A 15,510-nucleotide genomic window follows, 5' to 3' on the forward strand; every position below is an offset into this window, starting at 1 on the left:
AATTGAGCTGGGAAAGGTAGAGGTTATTTTGAAAAGTATTATTATATCTTCAGATAGCAGCGGTGGAGGGAAGACTACAGTGACTCTTGGAATTATGAAAGCTCTTATAAGAAGTGGATATAAGGTTCAGGGATATAAAGTGGGACCTGATTATATAGATCCTGCATTTCATAAAAGTGTAACTGGAACGGCTTCTAGAAATCTAGATATCTACCTTATGGGAGAAAATGGGGTAAAGGCGTCTTTTAGCAGGGGTAGGGGAGATTTAGGTATAATTGAAGGGGTTATGGGACTTTACGATGGCAAGGGAATAGACAGTAGATATTCTACAGCACATATAGCTAAAGTATTGGATTTACCTGTAATTTTAATTATAAGTCCTAAATCTCAAAGTACTACTCTGTGTGCTGAGATAAATGGGATAGTCAATTTTGAAAATGTAAATGTATGTGGAATCATTTTTAACAATGTAAATGAGAGTTATTACAGGCTTTTAAAAGCTGCTGTAGAGAAAAATTGCAATTTGAAGGTCTTCGGATATGTGCCAAAAGATGAAAGACTTTCTCTAGAGAGTAGGCATCTGGGATTGGTTCAAAGCAGGGAGATAGAAGATCTAAATGAAAAAATAGAGTTGTGCAGCGAACTTGTTCTGAAAAATGTAAATATGAACATGCTTCTGAAGTTTTTTAAGGAGAGCCCTGATTTCAAGGATGAATACCATCTTCAAAATAGGGGGATAAAGACAGCAGTAGCTTATGATAAAGCCTTTAGTTTTTATTACAAGGAAAACATAGAACTTCTTGAGGAATGTGGAGAAGTTATATTTTTCAGCCCTCTTAAGGATAAATATCTGCCTGAAGATATAGATTTTTTGTATATAGGAGGTGGCTACCCGGAGGTTTTTGTAGAAGAATTAAGTGCTAATAGATCCATGCTGGAAAGTGTAAATAAATATTTGAAATCAGGTCTTAATTGTTACGCTGAATGTGGAGGACTTATGTATTTGACGGAAAGTATTGAAGGAATGGAGAAAGGTCATATTTTTGATACAGTGGGATTTTTTAAAGGGAATACGTATATGACTTCAGAACTGCAGCATTTTGGATATGCCCAGATTGAAGTGACTGAAGAAAACAGTATTTTGCCCTTAAAATTAAAGATAAATTGTCATGAGTTTCATAAATCCTATATTGAATCAAATGAAAAAAAGATCTATACGCTTACTAAAGACATTTATAGCGGGCAGATAAAACAGTGGAACTGTGGGTATGTAAATAAAAATACTTTGGGAGCCTATGCCCATGTCCATTTCTTTGGAAATTTGAATATGATTGAGGAAATTTTGAGGGGAGTCAAAAAATAAGGAGGGTGATATTATTGGAATTATTGAAGAAAACCTTAAGCGCCATAGAGGGAAAGAATGAAGAGGCTGTGAAAAAAGCCTGGGTATCTATAGACGATCTTGCGAAGCCAATAGGAAGTCTTGGGGAATTGGAAAAAATAATAGCTAAAATGGCTGGAATAACGGGGAAAACCCACAATAGGATCCATAAGAAAAACATAGTTATAATGTGCTCAGATAATGGGATCTGGAATGAAAATTTGAGCAGCTGCCCTAAGGAACTTACAGTAACTATTACTAAAAATTTTGTAAGAGGTATAACAGGTGTGTGTGTACTTGGGGATTTTTTTAAATCTGACAGAACTGTAGTGGATATCGGTGTAGATTATGATTTTAAGGATCCTGGAATTATAAATAGAAAAGTGGCTTATGGAACTAAGGATATGACTGTGGAGCCGGCTATGACCAGAGAAGAGTGTGTAAAGGCCATTGAGGTTGGAATTGAAATAGTGGATGAACTTGTGAAAAAGGGCTATGATATGTTTGGTACGGGTGAGATGGGCGTGTGCAATACCGCTACAAGTTCTGCGGTTTTAAGTGTACTTAGAGATCTTCCTGTGGATATATCAGTTGGAAAGGGTTCAGGGGTTACAGACCGTCAGTTTGATGCTAAAAAGAAGGCAGTGCAGCGTGCTATTGACATAAATAAGCCAGATTCCGATGATCCAATTGATACAATGTCAAAGGTGGGAGGCTTTGATATAGCAGGTATATGCGGCTGTTTTTTAGGGGCTGCCAAAAACAGGGTCCCAATCGTAATTGACGGCTTTATATCTTCAGTAGCTGCCCTCTGTGCTTTCAGGTTGAACAATAAGGTAGTGGATTATTTATTTGCCTCTCATCTTTCGGCGGAACCTGCAGTCAAATATGTAATGGAGGAATTGGGGTTAACTCCTATGCTCAATTTGGGGATGAGGCTTGGAGAAGGTTCAGGATGCCCTATGGCTTTTGGAATAATAGAAGCGGCACTTTATGTTATGGATAATATGGGAAGTTTTTCAGAAGCCAATGTAGATGGTACGGTTCTTGTGGATATTAGAAAAGATGAGCAACCAACTTCTGCAGGAATGGAGAATGTATAGTCATGGATTATATAAAGTCACCTATGTATATAGAAAAGAGGAGCTTTGAAATAATAGAGCAGGAGATGGGAGAACATAGTTTTTCAGAAAAGGAGCTTTATGTAGTAAAAAGGGTAATACATACTACGGGAGACACCCAGTATAAAGACATAATATATATAAGACAAGGAGCTATAGACAGTGCACTCCAGCTTTTGAAGAAAGGGACAATTATATATACTGATACAAATATGGCAGCAGCAGGTATAAATAAAAAGGTGGTAAATAAGCTCCACTGTAGAGTTGAATGCTTTGTAAACAGGGATGAAATAGCAGAAATAGCCAGGACTAATAGAATAACTCGCTCAATGGCCGCGGTAGAAAAAGCAGTTGAAGAAGGGGTGGAATTTTTTGTATTTGGAAATGCTCCTACAGCACTATTTAAATTAAAGGAACTTGTACTTAAAGGGAAAGCCAGGCCTAAGTTTATAGTAGGAGCTCCTGTAGGCTTTGTGGGAGCAGAAGAATCCAAAAGGGAAATTGAAAAGCTGGATATACCTATGATAACTATAAGAGGGAGAAAAGGCGGAAGTAATATAGCAGCGGCAATAGTAAATTCTCTTATGTATATGATAACCAGATGATGTTTTGAGGTGATAAGTTGTGCTGGACATGTATGTAAATCACAATGGAAAGAAATTGAGATGCGGGTATACTACAGGTTCCTGTGCAGCAGCTGCGGCAAAGGCGGCAGTGACCATGCTGTGTTTTGGCAGGAAACTTGAGAAAATAAAAATAGACACTCCTATGGGAGTTGAACTCTTGATACCTGTTTATAAAACAGTTCAGGGAAAGGATTGCGTAAAGTGCTGTGTGCTGAAAGATGGAGGAGACGATATTGATGTAACCAACGGCATGGAAATATGGGCAAAAGTTAAGAGAATTCCTCATGGATATGTTTTAAAAGCCGGGAAGGGAATTGGTGTGGTTCAAGGAGACGGACTTTATGTAAAAAAAGGGGAACATGCCATAAATCCAGTACCGAGAAAGATGATTGAAAAAGAGGTAAAAGAGGTACTCCCGAAAGATTGTGGCGTGGAAGTTACAATTTTTGTTCCAAAAGGTGCGGAAATAGCTAAAAAAACCTTTAATCCAAGGATTAATATAGTTGGAGGAATTTCGATACTTGGAACTACTGGGATTGTAGTGCCAATGTCCCGGGAGGCCTTAATGCAGTCTGTGAAGCTGGAGATAGGCCAGAAGGCTGCCCAGGGGTGTGAGGATTTGATTCTTCTTTTTGGAAGTATGGGTGAAGATATGGCATTGAAGCTTAATCTGGATAAGGACAAAATGGTTATAATGTCTAATTATGTGGGGTTTGCATTGAATTGCTGTATGGACAAAAAAATAAAGAAGGTACTTGTGATAGGCCATATAGGAAAGCTCAGTAAAGTTGCTTCGGGATGTTTCAACACCCACAGCAGGGTATCGGACATGAGACTTGAAACACTGGCTCTTGAACTTGCCCTTATGGGTGAACCTACAGAGCTTGTAAGAGAGGTTTATAAGCAGAAAACTACAGAGGGAGCTGTAGAATTTCTGGGGAAAGGATATGAAGGGCTGTACGAGAATATAGGATTGAAGATAAAAGATAGAATAGAACAGTATACTTATGGTTCAATTAGTGTAGATGTTATAATGTATTCCATGAAGGCAGGAGTGCTTTATAGTAGTGTAAAATAATTCAACAGTGGGTGGAATAAAAATGAATGGAAAAGTTTTTATAGTTGGAATAGGACCTGGAAATAAAGAATATGTACTTCCAAAGGCTGTGTCTATAATGGAACAATCTGATGTTATACTTGGGTTTCAAAGGGCTGTGGAGAGTTTGAAGTTTATAGACAAGCATAAGATAGTGGTTAAAAAATTAGAGGATATAACAGATATTATAAAACATAGTGAATATGAAAAGATATCAGTAGCGGCATCTGGAGATCCTCTTTACTATGGAATAACCGAATATTTAAAGAAAAATTACCGGGGAAATATAGAAATTGTTCCAGGTATCAGCTCTTTTCAGTATATGATGGCTAAAATAAAGTTAAGCTGGCAGGGAGCTTTTTTAGGAAGCCTTCACGGCAGACGGGAAGATTTTTGTAATATAGTAAAAGAAAATCATATATCCGTATGGTTTACGGATAGCATACATTCACCGGATTATATGTGTAGGGTGCTGGAAAGAGAATCTATAGAAGCCAAAGTGTATGTGGGGGAAAATCTTTCCTACGAGGATGAAAAAATTACTGTGGGAAATGTAGAAGAGATAAGAAGTAAAAAATTTGCCGGACTTTCTGTAGTTGTAATAGAAAAAAGGGAGAGTTCTTATGATACACATAAAGGATAATGAATTTATAAGAGGAAACTGTCCAATGACAAAAGAGGAAATCAGAATATTAAGTATTTCCAAATTGGGCATAAAAGAAGATTCAAGAGTACTGGACATAGGAGCTGGTACTGGCTCTGTAAGTATACAGCTGGCTAAAATATGCAGTAAGGGTGAAATTTTTGCTGTTGAAAAAAATGAAGAAGCCATTCACCTTATCGAGCAAAATAGAAAAAAATTCGACGTACATAATTTAACTATTATAAAAGGGGAAGCTCTTGAGGTGGAGGAAGATATAAGTCCTGGATTTGATGCAGTATTTATAGGAGGCAGCGGTGGAAATATAGAGGACATAATAAAGAAGTACAGTTTAAAATTAAAAACACAGGCAAATATGGTACTGAATTTCATAACTTTAGATAATTTGTATAGAGCTTTAAACACTCTTAAGGATATGAAGTATCAGGTGGAATGTATACAGGTATCTATAAACAAAACCAGGGGTAAAAGCTATATGATGACTTCCAACAACAGTATATTTATAGTTACTGCAATTAAGCCATAAACTTTTTATTTAAATACCAAATTTCAAAGCTCAAATTTTGTATGTAAAGGAGTAGAGAGTTAAATGAAAAATACAGATACACCTATGGGCACTCTATACGGAATAGGAGTTGGGCCGGGGGACGAAGAGTTACTTACTCTAAAGGCTGTGAGAACCATAAAAAAATGTGATGTAATAGTAGCTCCCTGTGCCAGAGAGGGAGAAAGCAGCATAGCATTTGATACAGCCAGAAATTTTGTAGATAAACATAAAGAAGTTATAATAAAGCATTTTCCCATGGGCGGAAAAGATCAGAATAAAAAGGTATTCGAGGCTTTTGAGAGTATAGAGTCAAAATTAAAAGAAGGAAAAAATGTAGCATTTCTTACCATAGGGGATCCTTTTGTGTACAGTACTTATATATATCTTTTAACCCATATAAAAAATAAAGGATATAATACAGAAACTGTACCGGGAATAACATCTTTTTGTGCAGCTGCCAGCTTAGCAGGTGAAAATATTGTCATAGGCGACGAGAGAGTGCTTATTTTGCCCGCAAATCAGGTGGATAAAATAGGAGAGGAAAAATTTGTAGTTATAATGAAAGTATATAAGAATGAGGAAAAAGTTTTGGATAGACTAGAGCAAAAAGGTTTCAAATATGTTTTTGTAAAAAGGGCCTGCAGGAAGGGACAGCTGATATTGAGAAATAGGGAAGATATACTGAAAAACAGAGATTATATGTCACTTATAATAGCACAGAGAAAATAATGGAGGGATAGATATGACCAATAAAGTTTACTTTATAGGAGCAGGTCCTGGAGATGTGGATCTGATAACGGTGAAGGGAAGAAATATACTGTCTGGTGCAGATGTGGTGATATATGCAGGATCTCTTGTAAGCAGGGAACATATGAAGTATTGCAAAGATAATGTGGAAATTTATAATTCTGCTTCCATGACATTGAAAGAGGTTATTGAAACCATAGATAAATATTACAGGAAGGGAAAAAAGATAGTGCGATTACATACCGGAGATCCTACCATCTATGGGGCTATAAAAGAACAAATGGATGAACTAAATAAGCTTGACATACCATATGAAGTAATACCGGGAGTAAGCTCTTTTACAGCAGCGGCTGCTGCAATAAAAAGTGAATTTACTCTGCCAAATGTCAGTCAGAGTGTAATACTTACGAGAATAGGAGGCAGGACGTCGGTACCTGAGAACGAAAATTTAGAAAAACTTGCATCTATAGGATGCTCTATGGCGTTGTTCTTATCTGTAAGTATGATAGACAAAGTAGTGGAAAAATTGAAAAAGGGTTATGGAAGAAATGTACCTGTAGCAGTTATTCAAAAAGCTACCTGGCAGGATGAAAAATGTGTAATAGGGACATTGGATGATATTGCAGAAAAGGTAAAAAATGAAGATATAACGAAAACTGCACAGATATTGGTGGGAGATTTTATTAGCTGCAGATATGACAACAGTTTATTGTATAATGAAAACTTTACACATATGTATAGAAAGGGAAAAAATGAAGATAGCGGTAATTAGTGTTACAGATGCTGGAGGCAAAATAGCTGCAAAACTTGCAGAAGTTTTTTCCCTAGATCTTTATTCAAAAAACAACTGCAGTTTTAATTTGAAAAGTATAACTGAAATGGTTATGTCAAAATACAGGAAAATTGTATTCATAAGTTCTACAGGTATAGCGGTAAGAGCAATAGCTCCTTTTATAGAATCAAAGGATAGGGATCCGGCGGTAGTTGTAATAGACAGTTCAGGCAAATTTGCAATAAGCCTTTTAAGCGGTCATCTAGGCGGGGCAAATGAACTGACGATAAAGTTGGCGGATGTTTTAAAGGCAGTGCCGGTGATAACTACTGCTACAGATAATATGGGGATCAAGGCACCGGATGTTTTGGCCAGAGATAATGATCTTGTTATAGACAGTTTAAAGGATGCAAAATATTTAGCGGCGCTTTTAGTAAAAGGCGAAAAAGTTGGATTTGTAGATGAAGATAATTTAATAGACGTTCCCTATGGATACAGTTTGCAATTGGGAAATGTTCAGGGAATATTATGCATAACTCATAAGAAAAATTTGAATATGGAGAGTGTTAGAACTTTAAAACTTGTGAGAAAAAATATTGTGCTTGGAATTGGCTGCAGAAAAGGTTTTAAGCCTTCAGATATGATAGATAAAGTTGTAGAACTACTTGAAGATAATAATATAGATGAAAGAGCCATAAAATATATAGCTACTGCAGAAATTAAGGCCCAAGAAAAGGCTATAATTGAGTTAGCACAGTATTTTAAGTGTAAGGTAAGGATATTTTCTTTAGAAGAGATAAAAAGCGTACAAAACAATTATAAAGGCAGTGATTTCGTTGAAGAATCTGTGGGGGTAAGGGCTGTGTGTGAGCCTTGTGTAGAACTTACTGGATCAGATCTGGTTACCGGAAAAATAAAGTCAGGTGGAATGACACTTTGTATTGGAAAACTTAAATATGATAAAAGGATGTGTTAGGTTTGGGCAAGCTTTATGTAGTGGGAATTGGGCCTGGGAGCATTGAAAATATGACTATAAGAGCCATGGGGGCAATAAAAAATAGCCAAATAATCATAGGATATACCAAATATATAGACATAATTAAGAGCTTAATTGAAAATAAAAAGGTTTTTTCTACAGGTATGAGAGGTGAATTGGATAGGTGCAGACAGGCTCTTCAACTTTCCAGAAATAATGTGGTTTCCATAGTGAGTACGGGTGATTCGGGAATATACGGAATGGCAGGTCTTATTCTGGAATTAAAAAAAGATGAACAGGTGGAAGTTATTCCTGGAATAACTGCTTCTTCTGCTGCAGGATCTGTAGTGGGAGCACCTCTCATGCATGATAATTGCAATATAAGCTTAAGTGATCTCATGACGCCTTATGAGCTCATAAAAAAAAGAGTGGAACTTGCAGCTTCTGGTGATTTTGTAATATCTTTTTACAATCCCAAAAGCCATGGAAGACCTTATTATTTAAAAGAGTGTATGGGTATTGTGAAAAAATATAGGGGTGGCTCAACACCGGTGGCTGTAGTTAAAAATGCATTACGGGAAGGACAAGAATTTCAGATTTTTACCATGGATTCTTTTGAAGAAGACAAAGTAGATATGATGTCCATAGTAATAGTGGGTAACAGTAACAGCTATTTAAAGGAAGGTAGGTTTATAACTCCCAGAGGATATAAATTGATGGATTAAAGTGATTAATTGTGAACTATGAATTGTGCATTGTATAAGGGAGGTGGTGTGAATTGAGTAATTTAAAAAAAGGTATTCTGGTGGTCAGTTTTGGAACCAGCGTATTGGAAACATTTAAAAGCTGTATTGAAAATACGGAGAAGGAGATTAAAAAGAAATTTAGAGAATATGAAGTGAGAAGAGCTTTCACTTCGGGAGTAATAATCAAAAAATTAAAGAGGGAAATGAAAATTGAAATAGATAGTGTCCCGGAGGCATTGATTAAGATGAGAAATGATGGGTTTTCGAAGGTATATGTACAGCCTCTTCACATAATGCCGGGAGATGAGTATAACAAGATAGTGGTTGATGTAAGAAAATATTCAACTTTTTTTGATAAATTAGTGGTAGGAAGGCCTATACTATATAGAAAAGATGATTATATAACAGCAGCTGAAGCTTTAAAAAGTCAAATCCCCACCCTGGGTAGAAATGATGCAGTGGTGTTAATGGGACATGGCTCTACTCATCCATGTAATGCTTCTTATGCCATGCTTCAATATATATTGGATGATTTAGGATTGAAAAATGTTTTTATAGGTACGGTAGAAGGATATCCAACAATTGAAAACGTAATACTAAAATTGAAGAAGAATAGAATAAAAAAAGTCACTCTCATGCCATTTATGCTGGTAGCAGGGGATCATGTACTAAACGACATGGCAGGAAAAGGTAGTGGTTCGTGGAAGAGAATACTTAAAAATGAAGGTTTTGAAGTTGATGTGTATATTCACGGACTCGGGGAGAATAAAGATTTTCAAAAAATATATGTACAGCATGTAGAGGATTGTATAGGAGGCAATCCGCTTATGGGTAAAAAAGTTGGGATTTAAGTTATTTATTAAGGAGAGTCTTAATTATGATAGGATTGATTCTTGGAACTTGTGAGGGGAAAAAAATACTTTCGATGTTAAATGAATTTACGAGGGACATATTTGTATCTACAGCAACGGAATATGGAGCTTCTCTTCTGAAGGGCTATAAATACAGCTATATGAATGACAAACCTCTTAATTTTGAAAGACTTTTAGATGAGTTACAAAAGAAAAATGTAAAAATGTTGGTGGATGCATCCCATCCCTATGCAGTGGAAGTTACCGGAAATGCCATTGAAGCCTGTAGTAAGCTGAATATAGAATATGTAAGGTATGAAAGATCCTCTTGTATAGAAGAATTTAAAGATGAATTTAAAGTTGTAAAAGTAGAGGATTACGATGAATTGAAATTAAAACTCAAGGATATAAATGGTACTATATTGAATACTACAGGTAGTAGAAATTTAGATAAAATACTTGCATTGAATCTGAAAAATAGGATAATTTACAGGGTACTGCCTACTGTAAAAGTTTTAAGTGAATTTCATGACAGAAATATAGCATTGGACGATATAATAGCGTTGAAAGGACCTGTTAGTTATGAGTTGAATTGTGCTTTTATAAGGGAATATAAAGCTCAGGCCATGCTGCTTAAAGATAGCGGCATGGAGGGCGGCACATTTGATAAGATAAGAGCTTGTTTGGATTGTGGAATATATGCTTTTATAATAGAAAGAAAAAAGATGGACTATAATCGTGTTTTTCACAATGTGAATGATCTGGTAGAATATATAAAAGGGGCTATTAAATGATTTTTAGGTTAAGGTATAGTTAAAAGTTATTGGTAAAGGATGTATCTTATGGAAGCTGCAGCGGTTTATCCTGGAAGTTTTGGTGAAATACTTCAAGGGAAAATGGATGGTAAAGATATTTTATTATCTTGTCCTGTAAATATTTATACTGAAGTTAAACTTATAGAATGTGATGATCCTGTAAGGAGAATGAATTTGAAAAAGTCATCTGATTTTTTATTAAACATATTGAAATGTTGGGGATACGAAAGATATTATAAGAATATAGATATAGAAATAAATTCCCGGATTCCCCGTGGAAAGGGGCTTGCCAGTAGTACAGCAGACTTATGTGCAGTTTACTACTCTCTCATAAGCATGTTCAATAGAGAATTCAGTGAATCAGAACTTATAGAAAATTGTGTAAATATAGAGCCTACAGATAGTATAATATTTAAGAAAATGACTTTGTTTGAATATAAAAATGGAAAGTATAAATGTACATTAGGAGACTATATGTCTTATGATATACTTGCTTTTGAAGGAGAGAAAATTGTTGATACCGTGGAATTCAACCGTAGGAATTTACCGGAATTAAGTGACGTTGATGATTTAGTGCCTCTGCTTAAAGGGGCAATAATGGAGAAAAACCTAAGTAAATTGGCCTATGTGTCCACTGAGAGTATAATAAGAAATCAAAGAAGACTCTATTATGATTTCTTAGAGAGAGTAATCGATATAAAGGACAGGACTTCGGGACTTGGAATAGTGGGAGCCCATAGTGGAAATGTATTGGGTATAATATATGAAGATAGAGAAAAAATTGATTTTGGAGAAAAGCTGTTGAAAAAGCTAAAACTGAAGAATATTAAAGTATACAGGGTGAAGACGTTAAAAAAGTTTTAAATTAGTGAATTATTATGATTATGATAAAAAGGGAGTCGATGTTAATAATGGATAAAGGGTATATTCAAGTTTATACTGGAAATGGCAAAGGTAAAACTACAGCAGCACTAGGTCTGTCTCTTAGAGCCATATGTGCCGGCAAGAAGGTCTTTTTTGGACAGTTTGTGAAAGGTATGGATTACAGTGAACTAAAAGCAGGAGAATATTTGCCTAATTTTACATTAGAACAATTTGGAAGAGATGTCTTTATATTTGATAAACCCAGTGAGAAGGATATAAAAGTGGCTAGGGAAGGTCTGGAGAAAGTCAAGAAAATACTTAGTTCTGGGGATTATGATGTGGTCGTATTGGATGAGATAAATGTAGCTGTATTTTATAAGCTCTTTACTGTAGATGAGGTATTGCAACTTTTGGATATGAAACCTGAAAAAACAGAGGTTATACTAACTGGAAGGTATGCAGATCCTCAAATAGTTGAAAGAGCGGATTTAGTTACCGAGATGAAAGAAATAAAACATTATTATGTTAAAGGTGTAAAAGCTAGGAAAGGAATAGAAAATTAGTTTGTTTTGATAAAAGAAGTTTTGCCTGATGAATTTTATAAAATTTATCAGGTTTTAATTTTGCTGTTTACAAAAAGAAGAAGTTAAGTTAAAATTAAAAATGAGAATCAATATCAATTGCGATATATAAATTTTAGTCTCTATACCATGATTCGGATAAATTTAATTGAAAAAAGCAATTTGGTAATATGTCAAGAACAAAATGAAAAGAAAATGAAATGTTTTTAATCAAAAATGGTAACTTTAACAAGCATATGTCAAAATAAAAACATATGTTCGCAAGAGCTATATAAGTTTATCTACCCTATTTGAAGAGTAGAGTTGATTTTTAGCCAGCAATCCAAAAATCAAACGAATTAATTTACGGGATGTTAATGCGAGTGCTCGTTTATGCTGATGTGTACTCACTTCAGCAAATTTCTTCTGATAAAACTTTTCGTACTCAGGAATGTGTCTTATAACACTTCCAGCAGCTTCTATCAGATAATAGCGCAAATAATGGTTGCCTGCTTTGTTCATTGGTGTATTTTCAGCTTTGAAATCACCTGATTGATTTTCTTTCCACACGATGCCGGCGTATTTAGCGATAGCATCATTTTTAGGGAATGCATGTACGCTGCCTAATTCAGCAAGAATACCACTGGAGTATACAGGTCCAAAGCCAGGGATTGACATCAATATCTGGTATTCCACAGGATTCATGCCATTAACTGTTTTTTCAATAGCCTTGTTAATAGCTTTGAGCTCTTTTTCAAAAGCCTGAATGCAGTTAAAAGAACAGGCAATAGAGGTTGTTAAAGGCTCATATAAGCATTTATCAAGGCGGTATGAATTACGTGCAGCTTGCTGAAGAACTTCTACAGTCATTTTAGGATCAGAAATTCTTTTTCGACTTTTCCTATTGACGAAGTCAACAAGATATTCAACTGAAGCATTTGCAATATCTTCGGAAGATAAAAACTCCGTTAGTATAGAAGAAGCTGTAGCTCCGTATTTATCAGAAAAGGGATGTTCTTCTCCCTGCAGCAAAGCAAATTCACTAAATTTAAGAAATACATTGGATAACATGTAAGTCTTTTCTCTGGTTAAGCATTCAACTATATGAAGCCTATGTCTTGTAAGCCTTTGAAGGGCAAGATATTGAGAACCACGCCAGGGTTCGGTATGAATTCTGCCGACTCTTGCAAAGTCAGCAATGACGAAGGAATCAATACCATCATTTTTATCAAGAGAGTTAAAGGAGTCTTTATAATTAGCGACTTCTTTAGGATTCAAACAATAGACATAGGGTTTATAAGGCATAAGCCTTTCGCTTGCAGATAGGAAGTTTGCAATATGTACACCATAAAACGAAGTGGATTCCAAGCCAATTATGACAGTTCTAAAGGTACTATTGCTAAGTATATCAACAAGCATAGCTTCTAATTGATCTGCACCAGATTGCGTGTTGGGAACAGGTTTCATTTTGATTGAAAATTCCTGTTCAAAATTAATTGCAGAGACAACATTTTGCCTCGCACCAATATCAATACCAACAAATAGAGTTGATAAGTAATCTACTTTCTTCATGAAATCACCACCTTTCGAGAGTAATGAAGAACTTAGAAAGGAATTATCCTAATCCAGAGCACTGACTGCATCCTCGCGTAATCAGCATTCATCCAGGCGAAATACCTTGCTGGCGGCTACGGATGGAGATGCAACATTTGTGTAAGCAGAATTTGATACTCTGGTCAGGCTGCACGCTTTCCAGGCAATAACAATAAGTTTTGCAGGAGAATTACAGCAGTAACCTTTGCTAAAGTTCTATTAGAACTATTTTAGCATTAGGAAATTCCTTTATAAATAGTTAAATGAAATCTGTATAGAATGGGAAGCAGAACAGACAGCAATTATGGAATTGGGAGAATTCCCACAGAAAAGCACAGATGCTTTCTCATCTATACTAAAATATAAAAAATAAATAAGTTTATAGCAGTCATTTAACTGACTATAAACTTATTATACGAGGGAGAATTTGATATGACTTACAATTTTGATGAAATAATTGACCGTAAAAATACTAATGCAATGAACATCGAAGGCTTTCGTGACTACATTTTTCATGCGGATTCATCTATGAAATTTCCATATGCTGATGATGAATTTATTAGAATGTGGGTAGCTGACATGGAATTTGCAACACCACAAGTAATTATTGATGCCATAAAAGATAGATTAGATCGCAGGATTTTTGGGTATACCAGAGTATTTGATCCAAAGTACTACGAAGCTTTTGTTAATTGGACTGAAACCCGGTACAAATGGCACTTTGATAAAAAACATCTAGTTATGTCTAATGGCATTATTCCTGCTTTGTATGAACTAGTTAACTATATCTGTAAACCTGACGAGAAGGTTCTCTTTGTTACTCCTAGTTATGCATATTTTAAATATGCTGCTGACTTCAACCACCGCCAAGCTGTATGTTCAGACTTAATCAATGCCGATGGTTACTACACACTAGATTTTGAAGATTTGGAAGCTAAAGCGTCAGATGAAAAAACAACTTTATGTATTTTTTGTAATCCTCACAACCCAAGCGGTAGAGTATGGTCACCCGAAGAACTAAATCGCGTAGGAGATATACTTATTCGTAATAATATGTGGATTATATCTGATGAAATTCACTGCGACTTGCTTAGAATTGGCCAGTTCCATACACCAATGGCTAAAATATTTCCTAAATATGATAAGTTAATTACATGTATGGCTCCAAGCAAAACTTTTAATATGGCTGGATTTATGATTTCTAATGTCATCATTCCAAACAATGAGTTGAGAAAAATCTGGCTTTCAAGGCACTATAACTTTGACAATCCATTAAGTATTGCTGCTGCTCAAGCTGCTTACGAACATGGTTCTGATTGGCTTGATCAAATGCGGGTTTATCTTGATGAAAACTTCAAATTTGTTGGTGAATATCTTTCAGAACATCTGCCAAAAGCAAAATATCGCATATCAGAAGCAACTTATCTGGCTTGGGTTAATGTTGGAACTTATTTCTCAAATAAAGAAAACCTCCCATTATTTTTCGCCAATAAAGCAGGTGTACTTCTTGAAGGAGGTAATATGTTCGTCCAAAATTCTGATGGTTACATTCGATTAAATCTTGCATGCCCACGTTCCATAGTTGCAGAAGGACTACGCCGTATCTGCAACGCTATTAATTCCAAATAATATATTTAACAATATAGTGATAGACCTATGATAAATAACAGCTGATATGATACTCACATAATTGTGAGTATCATATCAGCTGTATAAAAGCTCAATGAATTTTATTTTATATTTTTTAATCCCTGTTTTAAAGCTTTTACTAGTTGTACAGTGTAAAAGTGTCTTTTGATTTACATTTAAGTTTACTAATAACATCTTGTTTCTCATAACTTAAGATACCAATTTTATTTACATAGACTATCACCTCATAAGCGGAATTTACCATCTTTTTAGTATCAACTTCTGGTTATTAATTGATCAACGAAAAAAGTAACTCCATATTTATTGTTATCTGCCTCTTTTACTTTCCAAATTTCTACGTCATTAACTGTTGAAGACGCTGGTATCTCTCCACGAATTGTATTGGTATTTAAATTCTGCAATTCCTTAGTCAGATACCCTTTGAGGTTTTCTGTCCTCTTGTCTATAGAATTCTAATTATTTTCCCATGAGTAATAAACTTCGGCAAAGTTCTCTACGAAATTT

17 protein-coding genes are annotated in these 15,510 nt (G+C 35.3%); 15 read left to right on the forward strand and 2 right to left on the reverse strand.

Annotation, left to right across the window (positions count from 1 at the left end; all coding sequences use genetic code 11):
• Window positions 1-28 precede the first annotated feature (28 nt).
• The 14 genes from LN736_RS09415 to cobO all read left to right on the forward strand — a co-directional run bounded on the left by LN736_RS09415 (window position 29) and on the right by cobO (window position 11,766).
• Window positions 29-1,363 carry a cobyrinate a,c-diamide synthase gene (locus LN736_RS09415; protein ID WP_150357686.1) on the forward strand — a complete coding sequence of 445 codons (1,335 nt, stop codon included), beginning with the start codon at window positions 29-31 and terminating at the stop codon, window positions 1,361-1,363.
• Between the two features lie 14 nt (window positions 1,364-1,377).
• Complete coding sequence (cobT, locus tag LN736_RS09420; RefSeq protein WP_150357684.1) at window positions 1,378-2,484, forward strand: nicotinate-nucleotide--dimethylbenzimidazole phosphoribosyltransferase; 1,107 nt, start codon at window positions 1,378-1,380, stop codon at window positions 2,482-2,484.
• A 2-nt stretch (window positions 2,485-2,486) separates the two neighbouring features.
• Window positions 2,487-3,107, forward strand: coding sequence for a precorrin-8X methylmutase (locus LN736_RS09425; protein WP_150357682.1), 621 nt, complete (start codon window positions 2,487-2,489; stop codon window positions 3,105-3,107).
• A gap of 19 nt (window positions 3,108-3,126) precedes the next feature.
• Window positions 3,127-4,206 (forward strand): cobalt-precorrin-5B (C(1))-methyltransferase CbiD, encoded by a 1,080-nt coding sequence (cbiD, locus tag LN736_RS09430; RefSeq protein ID WP_229981439.1) that lies wholly within the window; start codon window positions 3,127-3,129, stop codon window positions 4,204-4,206.
• Between the two features lie 22 nt (window positions 4,207-4,228).
• Entirely contained in the window at window positions 4,229-4,867 is a 639-nt protein-coding gene (gene cbiE, locus LN736_RS09435) for a precorrin-6y C5,15-methyltransferase (decarboxylating) subunit CbiE (RefSeq protein WP_150357678.1), read from the forward strand.
• Window positions 4,848-5,411 carry a precorrin-6Y C5,15-methyltransferase (decarboxylating) subunit CbiT gene (gene cbiT / locus LN736_RS09440; protein WP_229981440.1) on the forward strand — a complete coding sequence of 188 codons (564 nt, stop codon included), beginning with the start codon at window positions 4,848-4,850 and terminating at the stop codon, window positions 5,409-5,411. Before cbiE ends, cbiT begins: the two co-directional genes overlap by 20 nt.
• A gap of 84 nt (window positions 5,412-5,495) precedes the next feature.
• Window positions 5,496-6,161: a cobalt-factor II C(20)-methyltransferase gene (locus LN736_RS09445; RefSeq protein WP_150357700.1), complete on the forward strand. Its 666-nt coding sequence runs from the start codon at window positions 5,496-5,498 to the stop codon at window positions 6,159-6,161.
• 13 nt (window positions 6,162-6,174) lie between these two features.
• Window positions 6,175-6,951, forward strand: coding sequence for a precorrin-4 C(11)-methyltransferase (gene cobM / locus LN736_RS09450; protein ID WP_229981441.1), 777 nt, complete (start codon window positions 6,175-6,177; stop codon window positions 6,949-6,951).
• Complete coding sequence (gene cbiG / locus LN736_RS09455; protein ID WP_179977842.1) at window positions 6,932-7,927, forward strand: cobalt-precorrin 5A hydrolase; 996 nt, start codon at window positions 6,932-6,934, stop codon at window positions 7,925-7,927. The genes cobM and cbiG overlap by 20 nt, the downstream gene beginning before the upstream one ends.
• A gap of 2 nt (window positions 7,928-7,929) precedes the next feature.
• Window positions 7,930-8,652: a precorrin-3B C(17)-methyltransferase gene (gene cobJ / locus LN736_RS09460; protein ID WP_179977841.1), complete on the forward strand. Its 723-nt coding sequence runs from the start codon at window positions 7,930-7,932 to the stop codon at window positions 8,650-8,652.
• A gap of 53 nt (window positions 8,653-8,705) precedes the next feature.
• Complete coding sequence (locus LN736_RS09465; RefSeq protein ID WP_150357668.1) at window positions 8,706-9,524, forward strand: sirohydrochlorin cobaltochelatase; 819 nt, start codon at window positions 8,706-8,708, stop codon at window positions 9,522-9,524.
• Between the two features lie 26 nt (window positions 9,525-9,550).
• Window positions 9,551-10,318: a cobalt-precorrin-6A reductase gene (locus LN736_RS09470; RefSeq protein WP_179977840.1), complete on the forward strand. Its 768-nt coding sequence runs from the start codon at window positions 9,551-9,553 to the stop codon at window positions 10,316-10,318.
• Window positions 10,319-10,366: 48 nt separating this feature from the next.
• On the forward strand, window positions 10,367-11,203 hold the full coding sequence (locus LN736_RS09475) for a GHMP family kinase ATP-binding protein (protein ID WP_150357664.1): 837 nt from the start codon (window positions 10,367-10,369) through the stop codon (window positions 11,201-11,203).
• A gap of 47 nt (window positions 11,204-11,250) precedes the next feature.
• Window positions 11,251-11,766, forward strand: coding sequence for a cob(I)yrinic acid a,c-diamide adenosyltransferase (cobO, locus tag LN736_RS09480; protein ID WP_150357662.1), 516 nt, complete (start codon window positions 11,251-11,253; stop codon window positions 11,764-11,766).
• A gap of 285 nt (window positions 11,767-12,051) precedes the next feature.
• On the opposite strand, the gene LN736_RS09485 is transcribed toward cobO, so the two are convergent.
• The gene (locus LN736_RS09485; RefSeq protein ID WP_179977291.1) at window positions 12,052-13,335 is read right to left on the reverse strand and encodes an IS110 family RNA-guided transposase; all 1,284 of its coding nucleotides are present in this window, start codon (window positions 13,333-13,335) and stop codon (window positions 12,052-12,054) included.
• Window positions 13,336-13,788: 453 nt separating this feature from the next.
• Between LN736_RS09485 and LN736_RS09490 the strand changes: the two genes are divergently transcribed.
• Window positions 13,789-14,985 carry a MalY/PatB family protein gene (locus LN736_RS09490; protein WP_229981442.1) on the forward strand — a complete coding sequence of 399 codons (1,197 nt, stop codon included), beginning with the start codon at window positions 13,789-13,791 and terminating at the stop codon, window positions 14,983-14,985.
• A gap of 275 nt (window positions 14,986-15,260) precedes the next feature.
• Here LN736_RS09490 and LN736_RS09495 read toward each other — a convergent pair whose 3' ends face one another.
• On the reverse strand, window positions 15,261-15,452 hold the full coding sequence (locus LN736_RS09495; protein ID WP_407647139.1) for a conjugal transfer protein: 192 nt from the start codon (window positions 15,450-15,452) through the stop codon (window positions 15,261-15,263).
• Window positions 15,453-15,510: the final 58 nt, after the last annotated feature.

Source organism: Clostridium aromativorans (assembly GCF_020908015.1).
GTDB lineage: Bacteria > Bacillota > Clostridia > Clostridiales > Clostridiaceae > Clostridium_B > Clostridium_B aromativorans.

Coding starts and splice junctions, on each gene's coding strand:
- LN736_RS09470 (WP_179977840.1), top strand. CDS start 9,551: ATGATAGGATTGATTCTTGGAACTTGTGAGGGGAAAAAAATACTTTCG.
- LN736_RS09490 (WP_229981442.1), top strand. CDS start 13,789: ATGACTTACAATTTTGATGAAATAATTGACCGTAAAAATACTAATGCA.
- cbiT (WP_229981440.1), top strand. CDS start 4,848: ATGATACACATAAAGGATAATGAATTTATAAGAGGAAACTGTCCAATG.
- cbiE (WP_150357678.1), top strand. CDS start 4,229: ATGAATGGAAAAGTTTTTATAGTTGGAATAGGACCTGGAAATAAAGAA.
- cbiG (WP_179977842.1), top strand. CDS start 6,932: ATGAAGATAGCGGTAATTAGTGTTACAGATGCTGGAGGCAAAATAGCT.
- LN736_RS09445 (WP_150357700.1), top strand. CDS start 5,496: ATGGGCACTCTATACGGAATAGGAGTTGGGCCGGGGGACGAAGAGTTA.
- cobO (WP_150357662.1), top strand. CDS start 11,251: ATGGATAAAGGGTATATTCAAGTTTATACTGGAAATGGCAAAGGTAAA.
- LN736_RS09485 (WP_179977291.1), bottom strand. CDS start 13,335: ATGAAGAAAGTAGATTACTTATCAACTCTATTTGTTGGTATTGATATT.
- cobM (WP_229981441.1), top strand. CDS start 6,175: ATGACCAATAAAGTTTACTTTATAGGAGCAGGTCCTGGAGATGTGGAT.
- LN736_RS09425 (WP_150357682.1), top strand. CDS start 2,487: ATGGATTATATAAAGTCACCTATGTATATAGAAAAGAGGAGCTTTGAA.
- LN736_RS09475 (WP_150357664.1), top strand. CDS start 10,367: ATGGAAGCTGCAGCGGTTTATCCTGGAAGTTTTGGTGAAATACTTCAA.